The organism is Caulobacter sp. SLTY, from assembly GCF_009905535.1.
Taxonomy (GTDB): domain Bacteria; phylum Pseudomonadota; class Alphaproteobacteria; order Caulobacterales; family Caulobacteraceae; genus Caulobacter.
The window spans coordinates 122,572-135,982 of record NZ_JAAALA010000009.1; the positions used below are offsets into that span (position 1 = coordinate 122,572).

Consider the following 13,411-nt stretch of genomic DNA (forward strand, 5'->3'; position numbering starts at 1 on the left):
GACCTAGTGCCCGTGCTCGGCTTCGCCCTTGGCGAGTTCCGCCTTGAGCAGGAAGGCGCCCGCCCCGGCGACCCGTTCGGTCCCGGTCAGGCCACTGACGATCTCGACCCGGCCGTCGGCCACGGCCCCGGTGACCACCGGCCGAGCCCGGAAACCCGCGCCCTCGACCACGAACACCGAGGGTCGGCCCTCTACCGTCTGCACCGCCTCGACCGGCAGGGTCAGCAGGCCGCTCCCCGCCCGGCCCGTGGCCAACCGGGCGGAGATCACCGTCCCGGCCGGCGGGGAAAAGCCCTCGGGCCGGGCCCGCACCGTCACCACCCCGCGCTCGCCGGCCGGGGCGATGGCGGTGACCACCGCGTTCACCGCCTGGCCGTCAGCCGTGCGGCCAGCCAGCCGGTCCCCGACCCTGATTGTCGCCGAGGCCCCGGGCGGGGCGTCGAAGACCAGCTCCAGCCGGCCGGTGTCGGATACCGCCGCCACCTCCTGATCCTCCTCGTGCAGCACCTGGCCAGGGCTGGTGGCCAGCCGGCTGACCACCCCGCTGACCGGGCTGCGCACCACTACCCGGCCGTCCGGGCCGGGTGAGCCATAGGCCGCCAGCCGCGCGCGGCCCGCCCGCAGCTCGGCCTCAGTGCGGCGGCCTTCCGCCTCGGTGATGTCCAGCCGGGCGCGGGCGATGAAGCCCCGCTCGAACAGTGACCGGTCCCGCGCCAGGGCGGCCCGGGCTGCGTCCGCGGACGCCTGGGCCGCGTCGACATTGGCCCGCGCCGCCGCTCCCTCCGGGCTGCGCATGGTGACCAGGGCCGCTCCCGCCCGCACCGCACTGCCCGGCCCCACGTGGACGGCGATCACCGTCCCCGGCAGCGGCGCATCGACCACCGCCTCGGCTCCGGGCGCGAACGCCGCCCGGCCGGGCAGGATCAGCGCCTCGCCTCCGCCCCGCTCGGGCGCCACGATGCTGACCCCAGCCGCAGCCGCCTTGGCCGGCGACAGGGCGACCAGCCCGTCCTCGCCGCCCTCATCATGGCCCTCTTCCTCGCCGTGGCCATCCTTGTGGGCGGCCTCCTTCGTCGGCGGCTCCGGCAGCAGCCGGGCGGCGCCAAAGCCGGCGCCCAGGGCGATGACCACGGCCACGCCGGTCACCAGCCAATGTCTGTCGATCTTCATCTTGTCCTCGCGCGGCGCGCCGTCGGAGCGCCGGACTCATGGTCGGAAGGCGGCGCGTGGGGCGCCGCCTGGATCAGGTCGGGAGGGGCAGAGCCCTGGGCTTCAAGCCCTGGGTGGTCGATCGAGAATGGAGGAGCCGTCCATCGGCGCGCCGATTTCACGCGGCGCGGTGGCGGCGCGGCGGATGGCCAGCGGCTCGCCCGGCATGGCCGCCACGGCGACAAGGCCGACGTGTGCGGCATGACAGCAGCCGTGGCCGCAGGCCGGTCCGCAATCGATGCAGCCGTCCTGTTCGCAGGGATCGGCGGGCTGATCGACGGAGACGGCCGCAGGCTCGGGCGCGCAGGCCTGGGCCACGGCGGGCAGGGCCATGGAGGCGAGCGCCACCAGCAGCACGCCCACCAGACCGAGGCGCCCAAACGCCGTGAAGATCGCCCTCGCCATCGAAGCACTGATAGCACAGCGGTCCCCGCGCCGTCTCGCGGGCTTTACCCCGAACCGGGATTGGGACGACATTGGTGCCATGACCAAGCCCCGCATCTACGGCATGAGCTTCGCCGGTGTGTACCGCCTCTACATCGCCAAGGCGGAGCGCAAGGGGCGGACCAAGGCCGAGGTCGATGAGGCGCTGCGCTGGTTGCTCGGGGTCAGCCAGGAGGATCTCGATGGCCACATCGCGGCGATGACCACTTTCGAGGACCTGTTCGCCGCCCAGGCTCCGACCCTGAACCCGAACCGGTGGCTGATCACAGGGGTGGTCTGCGGGGTGCGGGTCGAGGCCATCGAGGAGCCGCTGATGCGGGAGATCCGCTACATGGACAAGCTCATCGACGAACTGGCCAAGGGCAAGGCGATGGCCAAGGTCTTGCGTGCCTGAGGGTAACAGGTCCGCTCAATCACCGCACCGGCCGCCCGGCCGCTTGAAATGGTCCCGCCCGGCGATCACAACGATGGGCAGTAAAGTATCGCTTGGACCGGCGTCGGGGATGTCGGTGGGGGAGCCGATGGACCTGTCTGACCGCAATGCTTCGGTGCGACTGATCAATGCCCAGCTGGATGCGCTCAGCGGCCAGTTTGTCTCTCGCCGCGCCATCCTCGAACTGATCATGCTCGGGCTGATCGCCCGCGAGCACGTGCTGCTGATCGGCCCTCCCGGCACCGGCAAGTCGCTGGTCGTCCAGGCCATCGCCCGCAGCGTCGAGGCCCGCTACTTCGAATACCTGATCGGCCGTTTCACCGAGCCTTCGGAACTGTTCGGTGGGCTGGACCTCAACGCCCTGAAGGACGGCGAGATCAAGCCGGTGACGGGCGGAATGCTGCCCGAGGCCGAGATCGCCTTCCTGGATGAAATCTTCCTAGGCTCGACCGCCATTCTCAACTCGCTGCTGAAGATCCTCAACGAGCGGACCTACCGGCGCGGACGGTTTGCGATGAAAAGCCCGATGCTGTCCTGCGTGGCGGCGTCCAACGCCCTGCCGGAAGACCCGCTGCTGGCCGCCTTTGCCGACCGCTTCCTGCTGACCAGCTTCGTCGATCCGGTCGAGGACGATCAGCTGACCGCCCTGATGCGGGCCGGCTGGGCCTTGGGAGTCGAGGGGCGGGCCGAGGTTCCCAGCCTGCCGGCCGGTGTCGTCGGCGCCCTGCACCAGGCGATGCTTGCTATCGATTTGACGCCCATCCACGAGGCCTACGCCCATATCGTCCGCAAGGTGAGGCTGACCGGGGCGGTGCTGTCGGACCGCAAGATCGTCAAGGCCCAGAAGCTGGTCGCCGCCGCCGCCCTGCTGCGCGGCCAGACGGCGGCGGGGCTCGAGGACCTCTGGCCGATCACCTTCCTGGTCCAGTCGCGCGACCAGCAGGCCCAGGTCCGGGACCTCCTGCAGGCCGAGCTGCAGCATAGCCGCAACCCGGTGCTGACCGGCAGTGTCGCCCAGGCCGTGCACGGTCCGACCGCCCATGCCGCCGAACTGACCGAACAGGCCATGGCCCTGCTTGAGGCCAAACCGGCCCTGGCCAGCGATCCGCTCTACGAGGTCTGGCTGGTGCGGCTGGAGACCCTGCTGGCCCGCATCGACGCGGCCTTCGACGCCAAGAGCCTACCCCAGGGCCTGCGCGCCGTTCGGGCCAGCCTGGAGAGTCTGCTGGAAACCCATTCGAGCGGGCGGGGCCAGGCGCCCGCCGCCGCCGAACTGACGGCGCCGGCCGAGGCGGACTGATGCGCTGGCGCCGGGTCGATCCGGTCCAGACCCTCGACGCGGCCCTGCTGACAGGCGCGGACGCGGCCGACCGGCTGCGGGCCGCCATCGCCCGCTCGCCCCTGTTTCGCACCCTGCGCGTCGCCCATGGGGAAGACTGGGCGGCGGTGTTCGCCGGCCAGATCGCCGGCGTGGGCGGGACCACCGAAACCATACTGCCCCGCATTCCCGGCGCCGTCGCACTGTACGAGGTCGAGCCCGACTGGTGGTTGCCCGTCGGGGTGGCCGTGGATGTGCCGGCTCACCTGGCGCCGGTCCTGTGGCGGGCCCTGGCCAACAGCCGTCGGTTCGAGCCTCCGGCCATCGTCGCGCCCCGCTTCGATGCCGACGGGACCAGCGGCGATGCCGACCTGTACCTGGCCCGCCAGGCCGTTCCCTTCGAGCGCTCGACGCTGGCGGAGCCGGCATGACCACGGCCGTGCATCAGGACCAGGAGGCGATGCCGGCCGCCTACGCCGTGTTCGCCCCGGTGCTGGAGCGGCTGTCAGCGCCGATGCAGCAGGTGCTGGGCGGCCTGCTGGCCCAGTTCGAGCGCGGCCTGAACCGTTATGATCCGCCGCGCGCCCGACCGCAGGGCGAGTTCGAGGGCCTGGGCGGTCTGGCCCGCAGCGGCGACATCGGCCATGTGCTGCAGAGCGAGCTGCTGCTGCGCACCGAGGCGCCCCTGGAGTTTCTGCGCCGACTGGCCGACGGCGAGACCCTGTTCCTGGAAAAACAGTACGCTGATCCCGGCGCCCGGCCCGTCTACCGGGCCATGGTGTCGGTGGGGCCAGGCGCCCTGGGCCATGGTCGCATCCTGTCGCTGGCGGCCCTGTTCTACCTGGCCCGCATCGCCGGCCAGCGGGGCGCCGACTTCCACTGGTGCTTCCTGCCGCGCGAGGACGGGGCGGTGTGGTTCGAGGGCCTGACCGTCAATGGGGTCAAGCGTCTCCTGAAGGCCGCCAGCTATCGCGAACTCGACGCCGCCGACCAGGAAGAGGCCATGGCCCTTTGGTCGCGGCTCAGCGGAGAGCCGGTGGAGGTCGCCGACTGGGTGATCGGCGCCCGGCCCCGTCGCCACATCACCGGCCGGCCCGCGGCGGTCGATGTCGCCGCCAATGCGTTCGGCTTCATCCTCGGTCCGCCGATCCCGTCCGCGTCCCGGTCGATGACCCTGGCCATGCGCCTGGCCGGACAGCCGCGCCCGGGCCTGGAGCTGACCTTCCCGGACGACCGGGTCTGCGTTTCGGCTCTGCGCGAGCCCTTCGCCCCGGTCAGCCCCCTGGCCTTGCCGCCGCCGGAGACCGCACCGGCCATCGCCCGCACCGGCTGGGCCCCGACCGGCATGGCCTCCGCCCACGGCCGCGCCCGTATCGTGCGGCTGGAAGAGGGGCTGCTGATCCTGGAGTTCAGCAATGATTCCGAGCTGAAGAGCAGCTGGCTGCTGCGGATGCCGCCGGGCGCCGTGCTGGCCGGCATCCGCTACGACCAGAGTCGGATCAACGTGCTGCTCTACCGCGAGGTTTCGGGCCAGGGGCAGCTGGCCTTCGGCAGCTTCTTTCTCCACGAGTACGCCAACCTTGCTCCCTTCGAGAAGGTCCGCCACGCGGTGCCGGCCGGCCAGCTGTTTAAGCGACATCCGCCGGACGCCATTCCGCCGCTGCTGGTCACGGGCCGGACGGTGCGGTTCTATTCCTTCGGCGGGGGCGTCTATGACCTGATGCTCGACGGCCAGGGCCTGGATGTGTTCAAGCCCCGTCGCGAGGCGCCGAAGATCGTCGGCTCCGATGGCTTCCACCACGTCTATCTCGAGGAAGGAACGCCTGCCCGCTTCGTCGTGAAGAAGCACGATCAGCTCATGTACCACCACTTCCGGCACGGGCAGCATGCGGTGCAGCCCGACCGGCTGCTCGGCCTCTGTCACCAGCCGTCGGAGCAGGCCCTTGCCTACAGCCAGGCGCCGCAGCGTTGGGTCATCGCCCCCCACCTTCCCCACCAGCAGACCGAGGCGGCGCCCGAGGCCGTCGAGGTCAAGCTGGAGGCGGGCGACCGGCTGCTGGCCGGCCGCTGGCGACCGCAGGGTGCGCAGGTCCGCATCTGGTCCGATGCCCGCCACGGCGGCAAGGGCACGATCCGCAGCGCCCAGGTCCGCGACGGGGTCCTCGGACGGCCCCAGCATGAGGTGAAACTTGGCCGCGACGCCGGCCGGATGACCCATCTGGAGATTGGCTATCACGGCTATTGGGGCCTGGTCGTTGGGGAAGACGGCAAGCTGGCAGAGCTCCTGTACCTGCGGCCCAACCGCAAGACCTCAAGCCTCGCCCGCACCGCCTGGAACCTTCGGGACCTGGCCCGCGAGGCCAAGGCCTTCGACCTGGGGCGTATTCTTGACTAGCCTGGCCCACGTTTTGCGGCGCAGCCGTCGTCTGGCCGGCCCGCCTTTCCCGGCGACGCCGACCCTGCCGTTCGGCGAGGCTTGGCCGGGGCTGGCTGTCGTGCTGGCCCAAGGCGCGACGGGTCCGGACCTGCGCGCCCTTCGCGAGCGCATCGACGGCCTGTGGCGCGGGCCGCTCGACGGTGAGGGAGTCGAAGTCCTGCTGGTCAGCTTCATCGCGCCCGTCCTGCTGACCGAGGCGACTGTTCCCGGCGCCCTGCCGTTGGCGGCGGGACATGCAGGCGTGCTGCGCAGCTTCTTCCAGGAGGCGGCCACCCCCGGGACTCCCTTCACCAAGGTCCCCGTCCGCCGCCTTGAGTTGCTGTGGGGCGGGCGGGTCCGCCGCATCGCCCTGGAGGCGCTCGCGCCCCAGCCTCTGGAGGCGTTGTGGGACCTCCCGCGTCTGCATATGCATCCCCAAGCTGCCCCACGCCGCGCCGCCGCCGGCCCCGCTGTTGTGGGCGAGGGCAGGGGGGAGGGCGAGCCCGACGGCCTGCTGCCCGTCGGCCGCAGCGAGCTGACCCTGACTGGCAGGACCCAGATCCTTTCGGACGCGGTCGAGGAGTCGATGGCGGCGCTGCGCGACCGCACCAAGCTCTCCAACATCTTCCGCCAGATGTTCCTCGGCGATGGCCGGGCCGGCGGCCAGGGAAAGGCTGGTCCCTGGGGCCAGGCGCCGGCGCCCAAGGGACCCACGGCCATGGAGAACCTGGCCGGCTGGCTGCGCTGGCACACCCCGCTGGGCGACCCGCTCCGTCGCAGCATGGCCGAGCGGATGAAACTGGTCGAAAAGCTGCTGGCCTCCGGCGATCTGGACAGCGCGCTGAAACTGGCCATGGCGCTGGGGAGCAAGGCCAGCGAGCTGCGCGACAAGATCTTGCCCAACCGGCTGTGGGACGCGCGGTCTTCCCTCGACTTCAACATCACGGGGAGCGGCTTCTCGATGCCGATCCTCGGCGGCGGGTCTTTCGACAGTCTCTACCAGCGCTACCGCAACCTGGCCGAACAGCTGGAGCGGGACGGGGACTGGCGCCGCGCGGCCTTCGTCTACGCCCAGCTGCTGGATGACCACGCCAAGGCGGTCACCGCCCTGGAAAAGGGCGGCATGTTGCGCGAGGCGGCCAAGCTGGCCATCGACGCCAGACTGCCGCCGGTGCGGGCCATCCGGCTGCTGTACAAGGCGGGCGAACTGGACGCCGCCCTGACCCTGGCCAAACAGGCCGCCTGCTTCGAGGAGCTGGCCCAGGACAGCAAGGGCAACGCCGGCTACCACGCCTTCGTGGTCAAGGCCTGGACCGACATGCTGGTCGGGACCGACCAACCGCTGCGGGCCCTGCAGGTCACCGATGCCCTGGCCGGAGAGGCTGACGGGGCGCTCGCCGGCGCCCGCCGCCGCTGGCTGGAGCGGGCGCTGCGCCTGCGCGGCGAGGACCCGCCGGGCGCAGAGCTGACCGCCCGCGGCCTGCTGACCGCCGACTGGACGCCGGACGACATCTCGCCGGAGGGGATCGAGGCCTTCCCCGACATGCCGCGCATCGCCGGCCAGGGGCCGCTGCCGGCCCTGCTGGCCGATCTCCAGACCCTGTTGGCGGGGCCGGGCGAGGCCGAACCGCAGGACCTGCTCGACCTTCTCCACGCCTTCACCCGCCTTGGCGACGAGGGCCGGTCCGAACAGGCCGCCTTCTGGGCCAGGCCGGCCCCGGCTATCCTCGAAGCTCTGGCTCTCGGCCTTGTCGAGCGGGCCGCCGTTCGCCTGGGCCAGGCCGAGCTTGCAGCCATGAGCGCCCTGCTCGGCCGCGCCGGCCTGTCGGTTCTGGCCGTCGACCTCGACAAGCTGAACAGGCTGCATCGGCCGACCGGGCGGAGCCTCCAGCACTGGCGGCTGCCGGCCGCGGATGTGCAGCGGTCTCCGGTGCGCCGGGCCTGCCTGCTGGCCGGGGGCGACATGCTGGCCTGGCGCGAGAACGATCAGCTGCAGCTGTTTGATCGCCATGGCGCGCCTCTGTGGCAAGGGACGCTGAGCGGCGTGCTCGGCCTAGTCCCGGTCGGCCAGAGTCCCAGCGCCCTGGTCATCCAGGCGGGGGAGGACGGCGCCGTTACCCTCAGCCGCTTCCTGGCCGGCCCGCGCCGTATGCTGCCCATCGGCCGAGTGCGGCTGAGCGCCTGGCACGACGTGACCAGCGAGAGCCAATGGCTGGTCCAGATCGACGGAGACATCGGGGCCCTCGACCTGGTCGCGCTGTGCGCGCCCCGGCCTCAGGTGCGGTTCCTTTGGTCGGTCGCCCTGACCGAGCAGGTTCAGGCCGTGGCCTTCGCCCACGACCCGGCCGGGCCCGGCTGGATCACTCGTGACGTCGGCCCCCGGCCTGGCGTGCTGGAATCCTGGACCCGCTCGCCGGCCGGCGTGCTGACCACCAACCTTCTGATCCCCCAGGGCGCGACGCCCAGCGATGTGATCCCACCCGCCGACTGGTCATGGCGGTCCCATTCGGTGACCCGTATCGGCGAGGGGCGCGGGGTCATGGTTACCCTGCCTTGGACCCGCGAGCGCGAGCGCGAGGCCGCCGCCCGGGCCCGCGCCGTTCTCGACACGCAGCCAGCCCAGCTCGACCGTTTCCTGCCCGGTGATCTGGGGCGGGCCTACGCGCGCCTGCCGGATCCCGAGACCGACACCCCGACCGCGACGATCACCCTGCACGACCATGCCATCAAACAGGCGCTGTTCCGCATCGAACACGACCCAGACGCCCTCGTCGTCTGCCTCGCCCGCTCGCCCGGGCGCGGCGTCGGCGTCCCCAACGTTCGCAGCCTCCTGTTCGCCGACCGCCACGGCCGGCTGATCGCCGTGGAGCTGCCCAGCGGCAACGTGGTGGTCGCCTAGCCCCTTTCGGCGACCTATCTTTCGACCCATGTCCGCCTCAGCCAGCCGCGTCCGCGTCATCGACCTGGAGACCGCCGGGACCGGCGCGGCCGATGTCTGCGAGATCGGCTGGCAGGACGTGGCGCTCCAGGACGGCCGTTGGGCGGTGACGGAGGAGCGGGGGGCCGCCTTCGTCAATCCGGGGCGGCCGATCAGCGCCGCCACCATGGCCATCCACCACATCCTCGACGAGCAGGTCGCCGGCGCCCCTTACTGGAAGGACGCCGCCCCGCCGGTGTTGCGGCCGGAGGGCGGGGTGGTGGCGCTGGCGGCGCACCGGGCGGCGTTCGAGCAGCGGTTCTGTACCCCTTCGTTGAGCGGCGGGGCCGCCTGGATATGCACCTGGAAGTGCGCCATGCGGCTGTGGCCGGAGCTGCAGAGCTTCTCCAATCAGATGCTGCGCTACCAGCGGCGGCCGGAGGGGCTAAACCACGAGACCGGCCTTCCCGCCCACCGGGCGATGCCGGACGCCTATGTCACCGCCCACCATCTGCGCGACATGTTGAACGCCGTGGGGGCGGAGCAGCTGTTGGCCTGGAGCGCGGAGCCGGGGCTGTATCCGCGCGTGCCGCGAGGGGCGGAGCGGGGGATGGCCTGGGCCGACCTGCCGCTGGAGGTGCTGCGAGCGATGGCCAGGGATCGGGACTGGGACGTCCGGTTCAGCGCCGAGACCGAGCTGGCCCGGCGGGGGGAGGCGGTCCCCACGGCCAAGACCCGGATACCGCAGCCGCGTCTGTTCTGATCTCCTCTATCCGCCGGGGTGGAGGCCGGGCGCCTCCTGGCCGGTGCGTTCGACGTATTCGGTATAGCCGCCACCGTATTGGTGGACGCCCTCGGGGGTCAGCTCCAGCACGCGGTTGGACAGGGCGCCGAGGAACCTCCGGTCGTGGCTCACGAACAGCATGGTGCCCTCGAAGTCGGCCAGGGCGGCGACCAGCATCTCCTTGGTGACCATGTCGAGGTGGTTGGTCGGCTCGTCCAGCACCAGCAGGTTGGGCGGATCGAACAGCATCATGGCCATGACCAGCCGGGCCTTCTCGCCGCCCGACAGCACCCGGCAGGGCTTCTCCACATCGTCGCCGGAGAAGCCAAAACAGCCGGCCAAGGTGCGCAGCTGGCCCTGGCCAGCCTGTGGGAAGGCGCGGTCGAGGGCTTCGAAGATGGTTTCCTCGCCGTCCAGCAGGTCCATGCTGTGCTGGGCGAAATAGCCCATCCGCACCCCGGCCCCGATGTTGACCACGCCCTGGTCGGGCGTGGTGCTCCCGGCTACCAGCTTAAGCAGGGTCGACTTGCCCGCCCCGTTGGCGCCCAGCACGCACCAGCGCTCTTTGCGCCGCACCAAGAAGTCTAGGCCCTCATAGATCGGCTGGGCGCCATAGCCCTTGTGCACGCCCTTCAGGCTGATCACGTCGTCGCCCGAGCGGGGGGGGCTGCGGAACTCGAACTGCACCGACTGGCGGCGGCGGGGGGCCTCGACCCGCTCGATCTTATCCAGCTTCTTGACCCGGCTCTGCACCTGGGCGGCGTGGCTGGCGCGGGCCTTGAACTTCTCGATGAACTTGATTTCCTTGGCCAGCATCGCCTGCTGGCGCTCGTACTGGGCCTGGCGTTGGGCCTCGCCGAGGGCGCGCTGGCCGTCATAGAAGTCGAGGTCGCCGGAATAGGTGATCAGGGACCCGCCATCGATCTCCACCACCTTGCCGATGACCCGGTTCATGAAGGCCCGGTCGTGGGAGGTCATCAGCAGGGCGCCGTCGTAATTCTTCAGGAAGCTCTCGAGCCAGATCAGGCTTTCCAGGTCCAGGTGGTTGCTGGGCTCGTCGAGCAGCATGCCGTCTGGCCGCATCAGCAGGATGCGGGCCAGGGCCACCCGCATCTTCCAGCCGCCGGACAGCAGGCCGACATCACCGTCCATCCGCTCCTGGGAGAAGCTGAGGCCCGCCAGCACCTCCCGCGCCCGCGCCTCCAGCGCATAGCCGTCCAGCGCCTGGAACCGCTCCTGCACCTCGCCGTAGCGGTCGATGATCTCGTCCATCCGGTCGGCCTGGTCCGGATCGACCATGGCGGCCTCGAGCTCATGCATCTCGGCAGCCAGGGCGCTGACCGGGCCGACCCCGTCCATCACCGCGGCCACCGCGCTCTGGCCCGACATCTCGCCGACGTCCTGGCTGAAATAGCCGATGGTCATGCCGGGATCGATGACCACCAGGCCGTCGTCAGGCGCCTCCTGGCCGGTGATCATCCGGAACAGGGTGGTCTTGCCCGCGCCGTTGGGCCCAACGAGGCCGACCTTTTCCCCCTTCTGCACGCCCATCGAGGCTTCGATGAAGAGGAGCTGGTGGCCGTTCTGCTTGGTGATGTTGTCGAGGCGGATCATGCGGCGGGCTGTTAGCCGGGGCCGGGGCGAAGCGCCAGGGGGGCTGGAGGGTGGAGGCCTCGGTCGGCGATAAAATGAACCTGTTCATTTTATTATTGCTCTGCTAGCTTTGCTGGGCAACGCAAGGAGACGGCTATGGCCCAGGGGGAAATCATCGATCGGGACTTCGCGGCGAAGTTCCTGGTCGCCGCGGACGCGCCGCTCGACTACGGCGTCTATCTGCTGTTCCACGAATGGTGGGCGGAAGCGCCGCGGGAGGCGATCGAGGCCTATAGCCGGGAGCTGGCCTCCATTCCCGAAGCGGCCCCCCTGCTGGCCAGCCGGTTCATCGCCGAGCCGCTGTCGCTGGAGCGCCTGGCCGCGTGCGCGCCGGGCACGCTGGGGCATGCCTACCGGCGCTTCATCATCGACAACGGGCTGGAGCAGAACCTTGGCCGCAACTACCGCAAGTTCAACGCGGAGCTGACCGCCTCGGGCAAGCTGGACCGCCTGCCCCCGGACCTCAGCTACATGATGGTCCGCGGATTCCAGATCCACGACTTCCTGCACGTTCTGACCGGGTATGAGGCGACCAACTGGGGAGAGCTGGCCCTGGCGGCCTTCTATCTGGCCCAGCTTCGGTTCCCGTATCACGCCATGAGGGTGGCGGTGACCACCGCCCACATGGCCTTCGTCAGGCCCGGTCTGATCGTCGACGCCATGGACGCCTTCGTCGACGGCTGGAGCTTTGGCCGCAGCGCTTGCAACCTCAATTTCGAGCGTTGGGAGGACGAGCTGGATACGCCGCTGGAGGTGCTGCGGGCGCGGATGAAGCTGAACCGGACGAGGATGGCCGCCTAGAGGAGATGGAGTCCCACCGCCCTGGGCTCGGCGTTTCAGGGGGCGCGCGTCGGCGCCGATTACCGGTTTCCCCGCGTCGGAACCCGCTCTAAGGCAGGGCATGCCCCGGAAACCGGCGACCGACGATCAACGGCAGGCGGCGCGTCGCACCCTGCAGAAGGCGGCCGCCGGCCTCTATGCCGAGGCCGGCGCGGCGGCGGTCTCGGCCCGCGCCATCGCCCAGCGGGCCGGGGTCAGCGTCGGGACCCTCTACGCCCACTTCGGTAGCCTTCAGGGGCTGATGCAGTCGTTGTGGATGGAGCCTGTCGAGGTCATCAACGCCGAGTTGGCGCAGCTAGCGGCCGGCATCGACGATCCGATTGAGCGGCTGCGGTCCCTCCTCAACGCCTATGTCGAGGTGGCACTGACGCGGCCGGAGCTGTTCCGCGGCGCCTTCCTGTTCGTGCGCCCCGAAACCCTGCCCAAGCCGGAGCGGCGGCCGCTGGAGGAGACCCCGTTCGCGGCCCTGCTGGTGGCGGCGATCCGGGAGGGCCAGGCCAGCGGTGTGGTGCGGGAGGGCGATGCCGCCGAGCTGGCCCAGATGGCGTGGGCCGGGGTGCATGGCTGCCTGGCGCTGCCGATCAATTTCGACCGCCTGGCCTTCGCCGAACCGCCCAGGCTGGCGGCGCGGATGATCGAGATGCTGATCGCCGATCTGGCGGCCGCGTCGACGGACGGGCCGGCGGTCTAGGCTCGGGCTTTCGGCCGGTCGCTCAGCCCTTCGCCGCGTGCCAGCCCCGGATCATGAAGGCCTGGAAGAAGGGGATCGGCAGGGCGAAGTCCGCGTCCCGCCAAAGGCTTTCCGTCTCGGCGAGGGTCAGGACGCCCAGGGCCTGGCGCATCATCTCGCCCAGCATGGCGAGCGACTCGGGCGTGGCGCCCATCCGGGCCTGCACCTGTTTCCAGTCCTCGAGCATGGCCGGCGCCTCTGGCGCATCGAGGTCGCCGCAGATCTCGGCGCTGACGAACCGGCCGCCGGGCGCCAGGCGATCATGGATGGCGCGATAGAAGCCGACCCGCCCCTCGCGCTTGATGAAATGGGCGACCAGCAGGCTGACCACGGCGTCGAAGCCGTCCTCGGCGACATCCTCGACATAGCCGGTCAGCAGCCGGCACCGATCCAGCACCCCGGCCTCCTCCAGCCGATGCCGCCCGACCGCCAGCATCTCCGCCGAGGGATCGACCCCGACGAACGACCACCCCGGCCGCGCCGCCGCCAGGGACAGGATCTCCGCCCCCGTCCCGACGCCGACGCAGAGGACGCGGGCGTCGTCGGGGAGGTCGGCGAGGGTGAGGCCGATCAGGAAGTGCAGGTTGGCGGAGATGGGGGCAAGGGCGCTGTTCCGGCGATCGTAGGCGTCGGCCATGTCCTTGTTGAAGAGGACGGGGGTTGGGGT

The 13,411-nt window shown here is 70.8% G+C and carries 12 protein-coding genes; 8 read left to right on the forward strand and 4 right to left on the reverse strand.

The genetic code is table 11. From position 1 onward, the window contains the following. Positions 1 to 3: 3 nt before the first annotated feature. Together GVN21_RS07470 and GVN21_RS07475 are read right to left on the reverse strand one after the other, a co-directional pair. A complete protein-coding gene (locus tag GVN21_RS07470; RefSeq protein WP_166574094.1) occupies positions 4 to 1,170 on the reverse strand; it encodes an efflux RND transporter periplasmic adaptor subunit in 1,167 nt (388 codons plus the stop codon). A 102-nt stretch (positions 1,171 to 1,272) separates the two neighbouring features. Further along, positions 1,273 to 1,614 (reverse strand): hypothetical protein, encoded by a 342-nt coding sequence (locus GVN21_RS07475; protein ID WP_166574095.1) that lies wholly within the window; start codon positions 1,612 to 1,614, stop codon positions 1,273 to 1,275. A gap of 79 nt (positions 1,615 to 1,693) precedes the next feature. On the opposite strand from GVN21_RS07475, the gene GVN21_RS07480 reads away from it, so the two are divergent. The 6 genes from GVN21_RS07480 to GVN21_RS07505 all read left to right on the forward strand — a co-directional run bounded on the left by GVN21_RS07480 (position 1,694) and on the right by GVN21_RS07505 (position 9,500). Beyond that, positions 1,694 to 2,047, forward strand: a complete 354-nt coding sequence (locus tag GVN21_RS07480; RefSeq protein ID WP_166574096.1) for a DUF2200 domain-containing protein — start codon at positions 1,694 to 1,696, stop codon at positions 2,045 to 2,047. Between the two features lie 127 nt (positions 2,048 to 2,174). Further along, entirely contained in the window at positions 2,175 to 3,386 is a 1,212-nt protein-coding gene (locus tag GVN21_RS07485) for an AAA family ATPase (RefSeq protein WP_205689974.1), read from the forward strand. Beyond that, on the forward strand, positions 3,386 to 3,835 hold the full coding sequence (locus tag GVN21_RS07490) for a hypothetical protein (RefSeq protein WP_166574097.1): 450 nt from the start codon (positions 3,386 to 3,388) through the stop codon (positions 3,833 to 3,835). Before GVN21_RS07485 ends, GVN21_RS07490 begins: the two co-directional genes overlap by 1 nt. Further along, complete coding sequence (locus GVN21_RS07495; RefSeq protein WP_166574098.1) at positions 3,832 to 5,799, forward strand: hypothetical protein; 1,968 nt, start codon at positions 3,832 to 3,834, stop codon at positions 5,797 to 5,799. The genes GVN21_RS07490 and GVN21_RS07495 overlap by 4 nt, the downstream gene beginning before the upstream one ends. Next, positions 5,792 to 8,719 carry a hypothetical protein gene (locus GVN21_RS07500; protein ID WP_166574099.1) on the forward strand — a complete coding sequence of 976 codons (2,928 nt, stop codon included), beginning with the start codon at positions 5,792 to 5,794 and terminating at the stop codon, positions 8,717 to 8,719. Before GVN21_RS07495 ends, GVN21_RS07500 begins: the two co-directional genes overlap by 8 nt. 28 nt (positions 8,720 to 8,747) lie before the next feature. Then, positions 8,748 to 9,500: a DNA polymerase III subunit epsilon gene (locus GVN21_RS07505; RefSeq protein ID WP_166574100.1), complete on the forward strand. Its 753-nt coding sequence runs from the start codon at positions 8,748 to 8,750 to the stop codon at positions 9,498 to 9,500. Between the two features lie 6 nt (positions 9,501 to 9,506). On the opposite strand, the gene GVN21_RS07510 is transcribed toward GVN21_RS07505, so the two are convergent. Further along, positions 9,507 to 11,135: an ABC-F family ATP-binding cassette domain-containing protein gene (locus GVN21_RS07510; protein ID WP_166574101.1), complete on the reverse strand. Its 1,629-nt coding sequence runs from the start codon at positions 11,133 to 11,135 to the stop codon at positions 9,507 to 9,509. A 135-nt stretch (positions 11,136 to 11,270) separates the two neighbouring features. Here GVN21_RS07510 and GVN21_RS07515 point away from each other — a divergent pair, with 135 nt between their 5' ends. After that, positions 11,271 to 11,975 (forward strand): Coq4 family protein, encoded by a 705-nt coding sequence (locus GVN21_RS07515; RefSeq protein ID WP_166574102.1) that lies wholly within the window; start codon positions 11,271 to 11,273, stop codon positions 11,973 to 11,975. A gap of 100 nt (positions 11,976 to 12,075) precedes the next feature. After that, positions 12,076 to 12,705, forward strand: a complete 630-nt coding sequence (locus GVN21_RS07520; protein ID WP_166574103.1) for a TetR/AcrR family transcriptional regulator — start codon at positions 12,076 to 12,078, stop codon at positions 12,703 to 12,705. 22 nt (positions 12,706 to 12,727) lie between these two features. Here GVN21_RS07520 and GVN21_RS07525 read toward each other — a convergent pair. Beyond that, positions 12,728 to 13,411: class I SAM-dependent methyltransferase (locus GVN21_RS07525; RefSeq protein WP_205689975.1), on the reverse strand; the 684-nt coding region annotated here is incomplete at its 5' end.

Coding starts and splice junctions, on each gene's coding strand:
- GVN21_RS07475 (WP_166574095.1), bottom strand. CDS start 1,614: ATGGCGAGGGCGATCTTCACGGCGTTTGGGCGCCTCGGTCTGGTGGGC.
- GVN21_RS07480 (WP_166574096.1), top strand. CDS start 1,694: ATGACCAAGCCCCGCATCTACGGCATGAGCTTCGCCGGTGTGTACCGC.
- GVN21_RS07510 (WP_166574101.1), bottom strand. CDS start 11,135: ATGATCCGCCTCGACAACATCACCAAGCAGAACGGCCACCAGCTCCTC.
- GVN21_RS07520 (WP_166574103.1), top strand. CDS start 12,076: ATGCCCCGGAAACCGGCGACCGACGATCAACGGCAGGCGGCGCGTCGC.
- GVN21_RS07505 (WP_166574100.1), top strand. CDS start 8,748: ATGTCCGCCTCAGCCAGCCGCGTCCGCGTCATCGACCTGGAGACCGCC.
- GVN21_RS07470 (WP_166574094.1), bottom strand. CDS start 1,170: ATGAAGATCGACAGACATTGGCTGGTGACCGGCGTGGCCGTGGTCATC.
- GVN21_RS07515 (WP_166574102.1), top strand. CDS start 11,271: ATGGCCCAGGGGGAAATCATCGATCGGGACTTCGCGGCGAAGTTCCTG.
- GVN21_RS07495 (WP_166574098.1), top strand. CDS start 3,832: ATGACCACGGCCGTGCATCAGGACCAGGAGGCGATGCCGGCCGCCTAC.
- GVN21_RS07490 (WP_166574097.1), top strand. CDS start 3,386: ATGCGCTGGCGCCGGGTCGATCCGGTCCAGACCCTCGACGCGGCCCTG.
- GVN21_RS07485 (WP_205689974.1), top strand. CDS start 2,175: ATGGACCTGTCTGACCGCAATGCTTCGGTGCGACTGATCAATGCCCAG.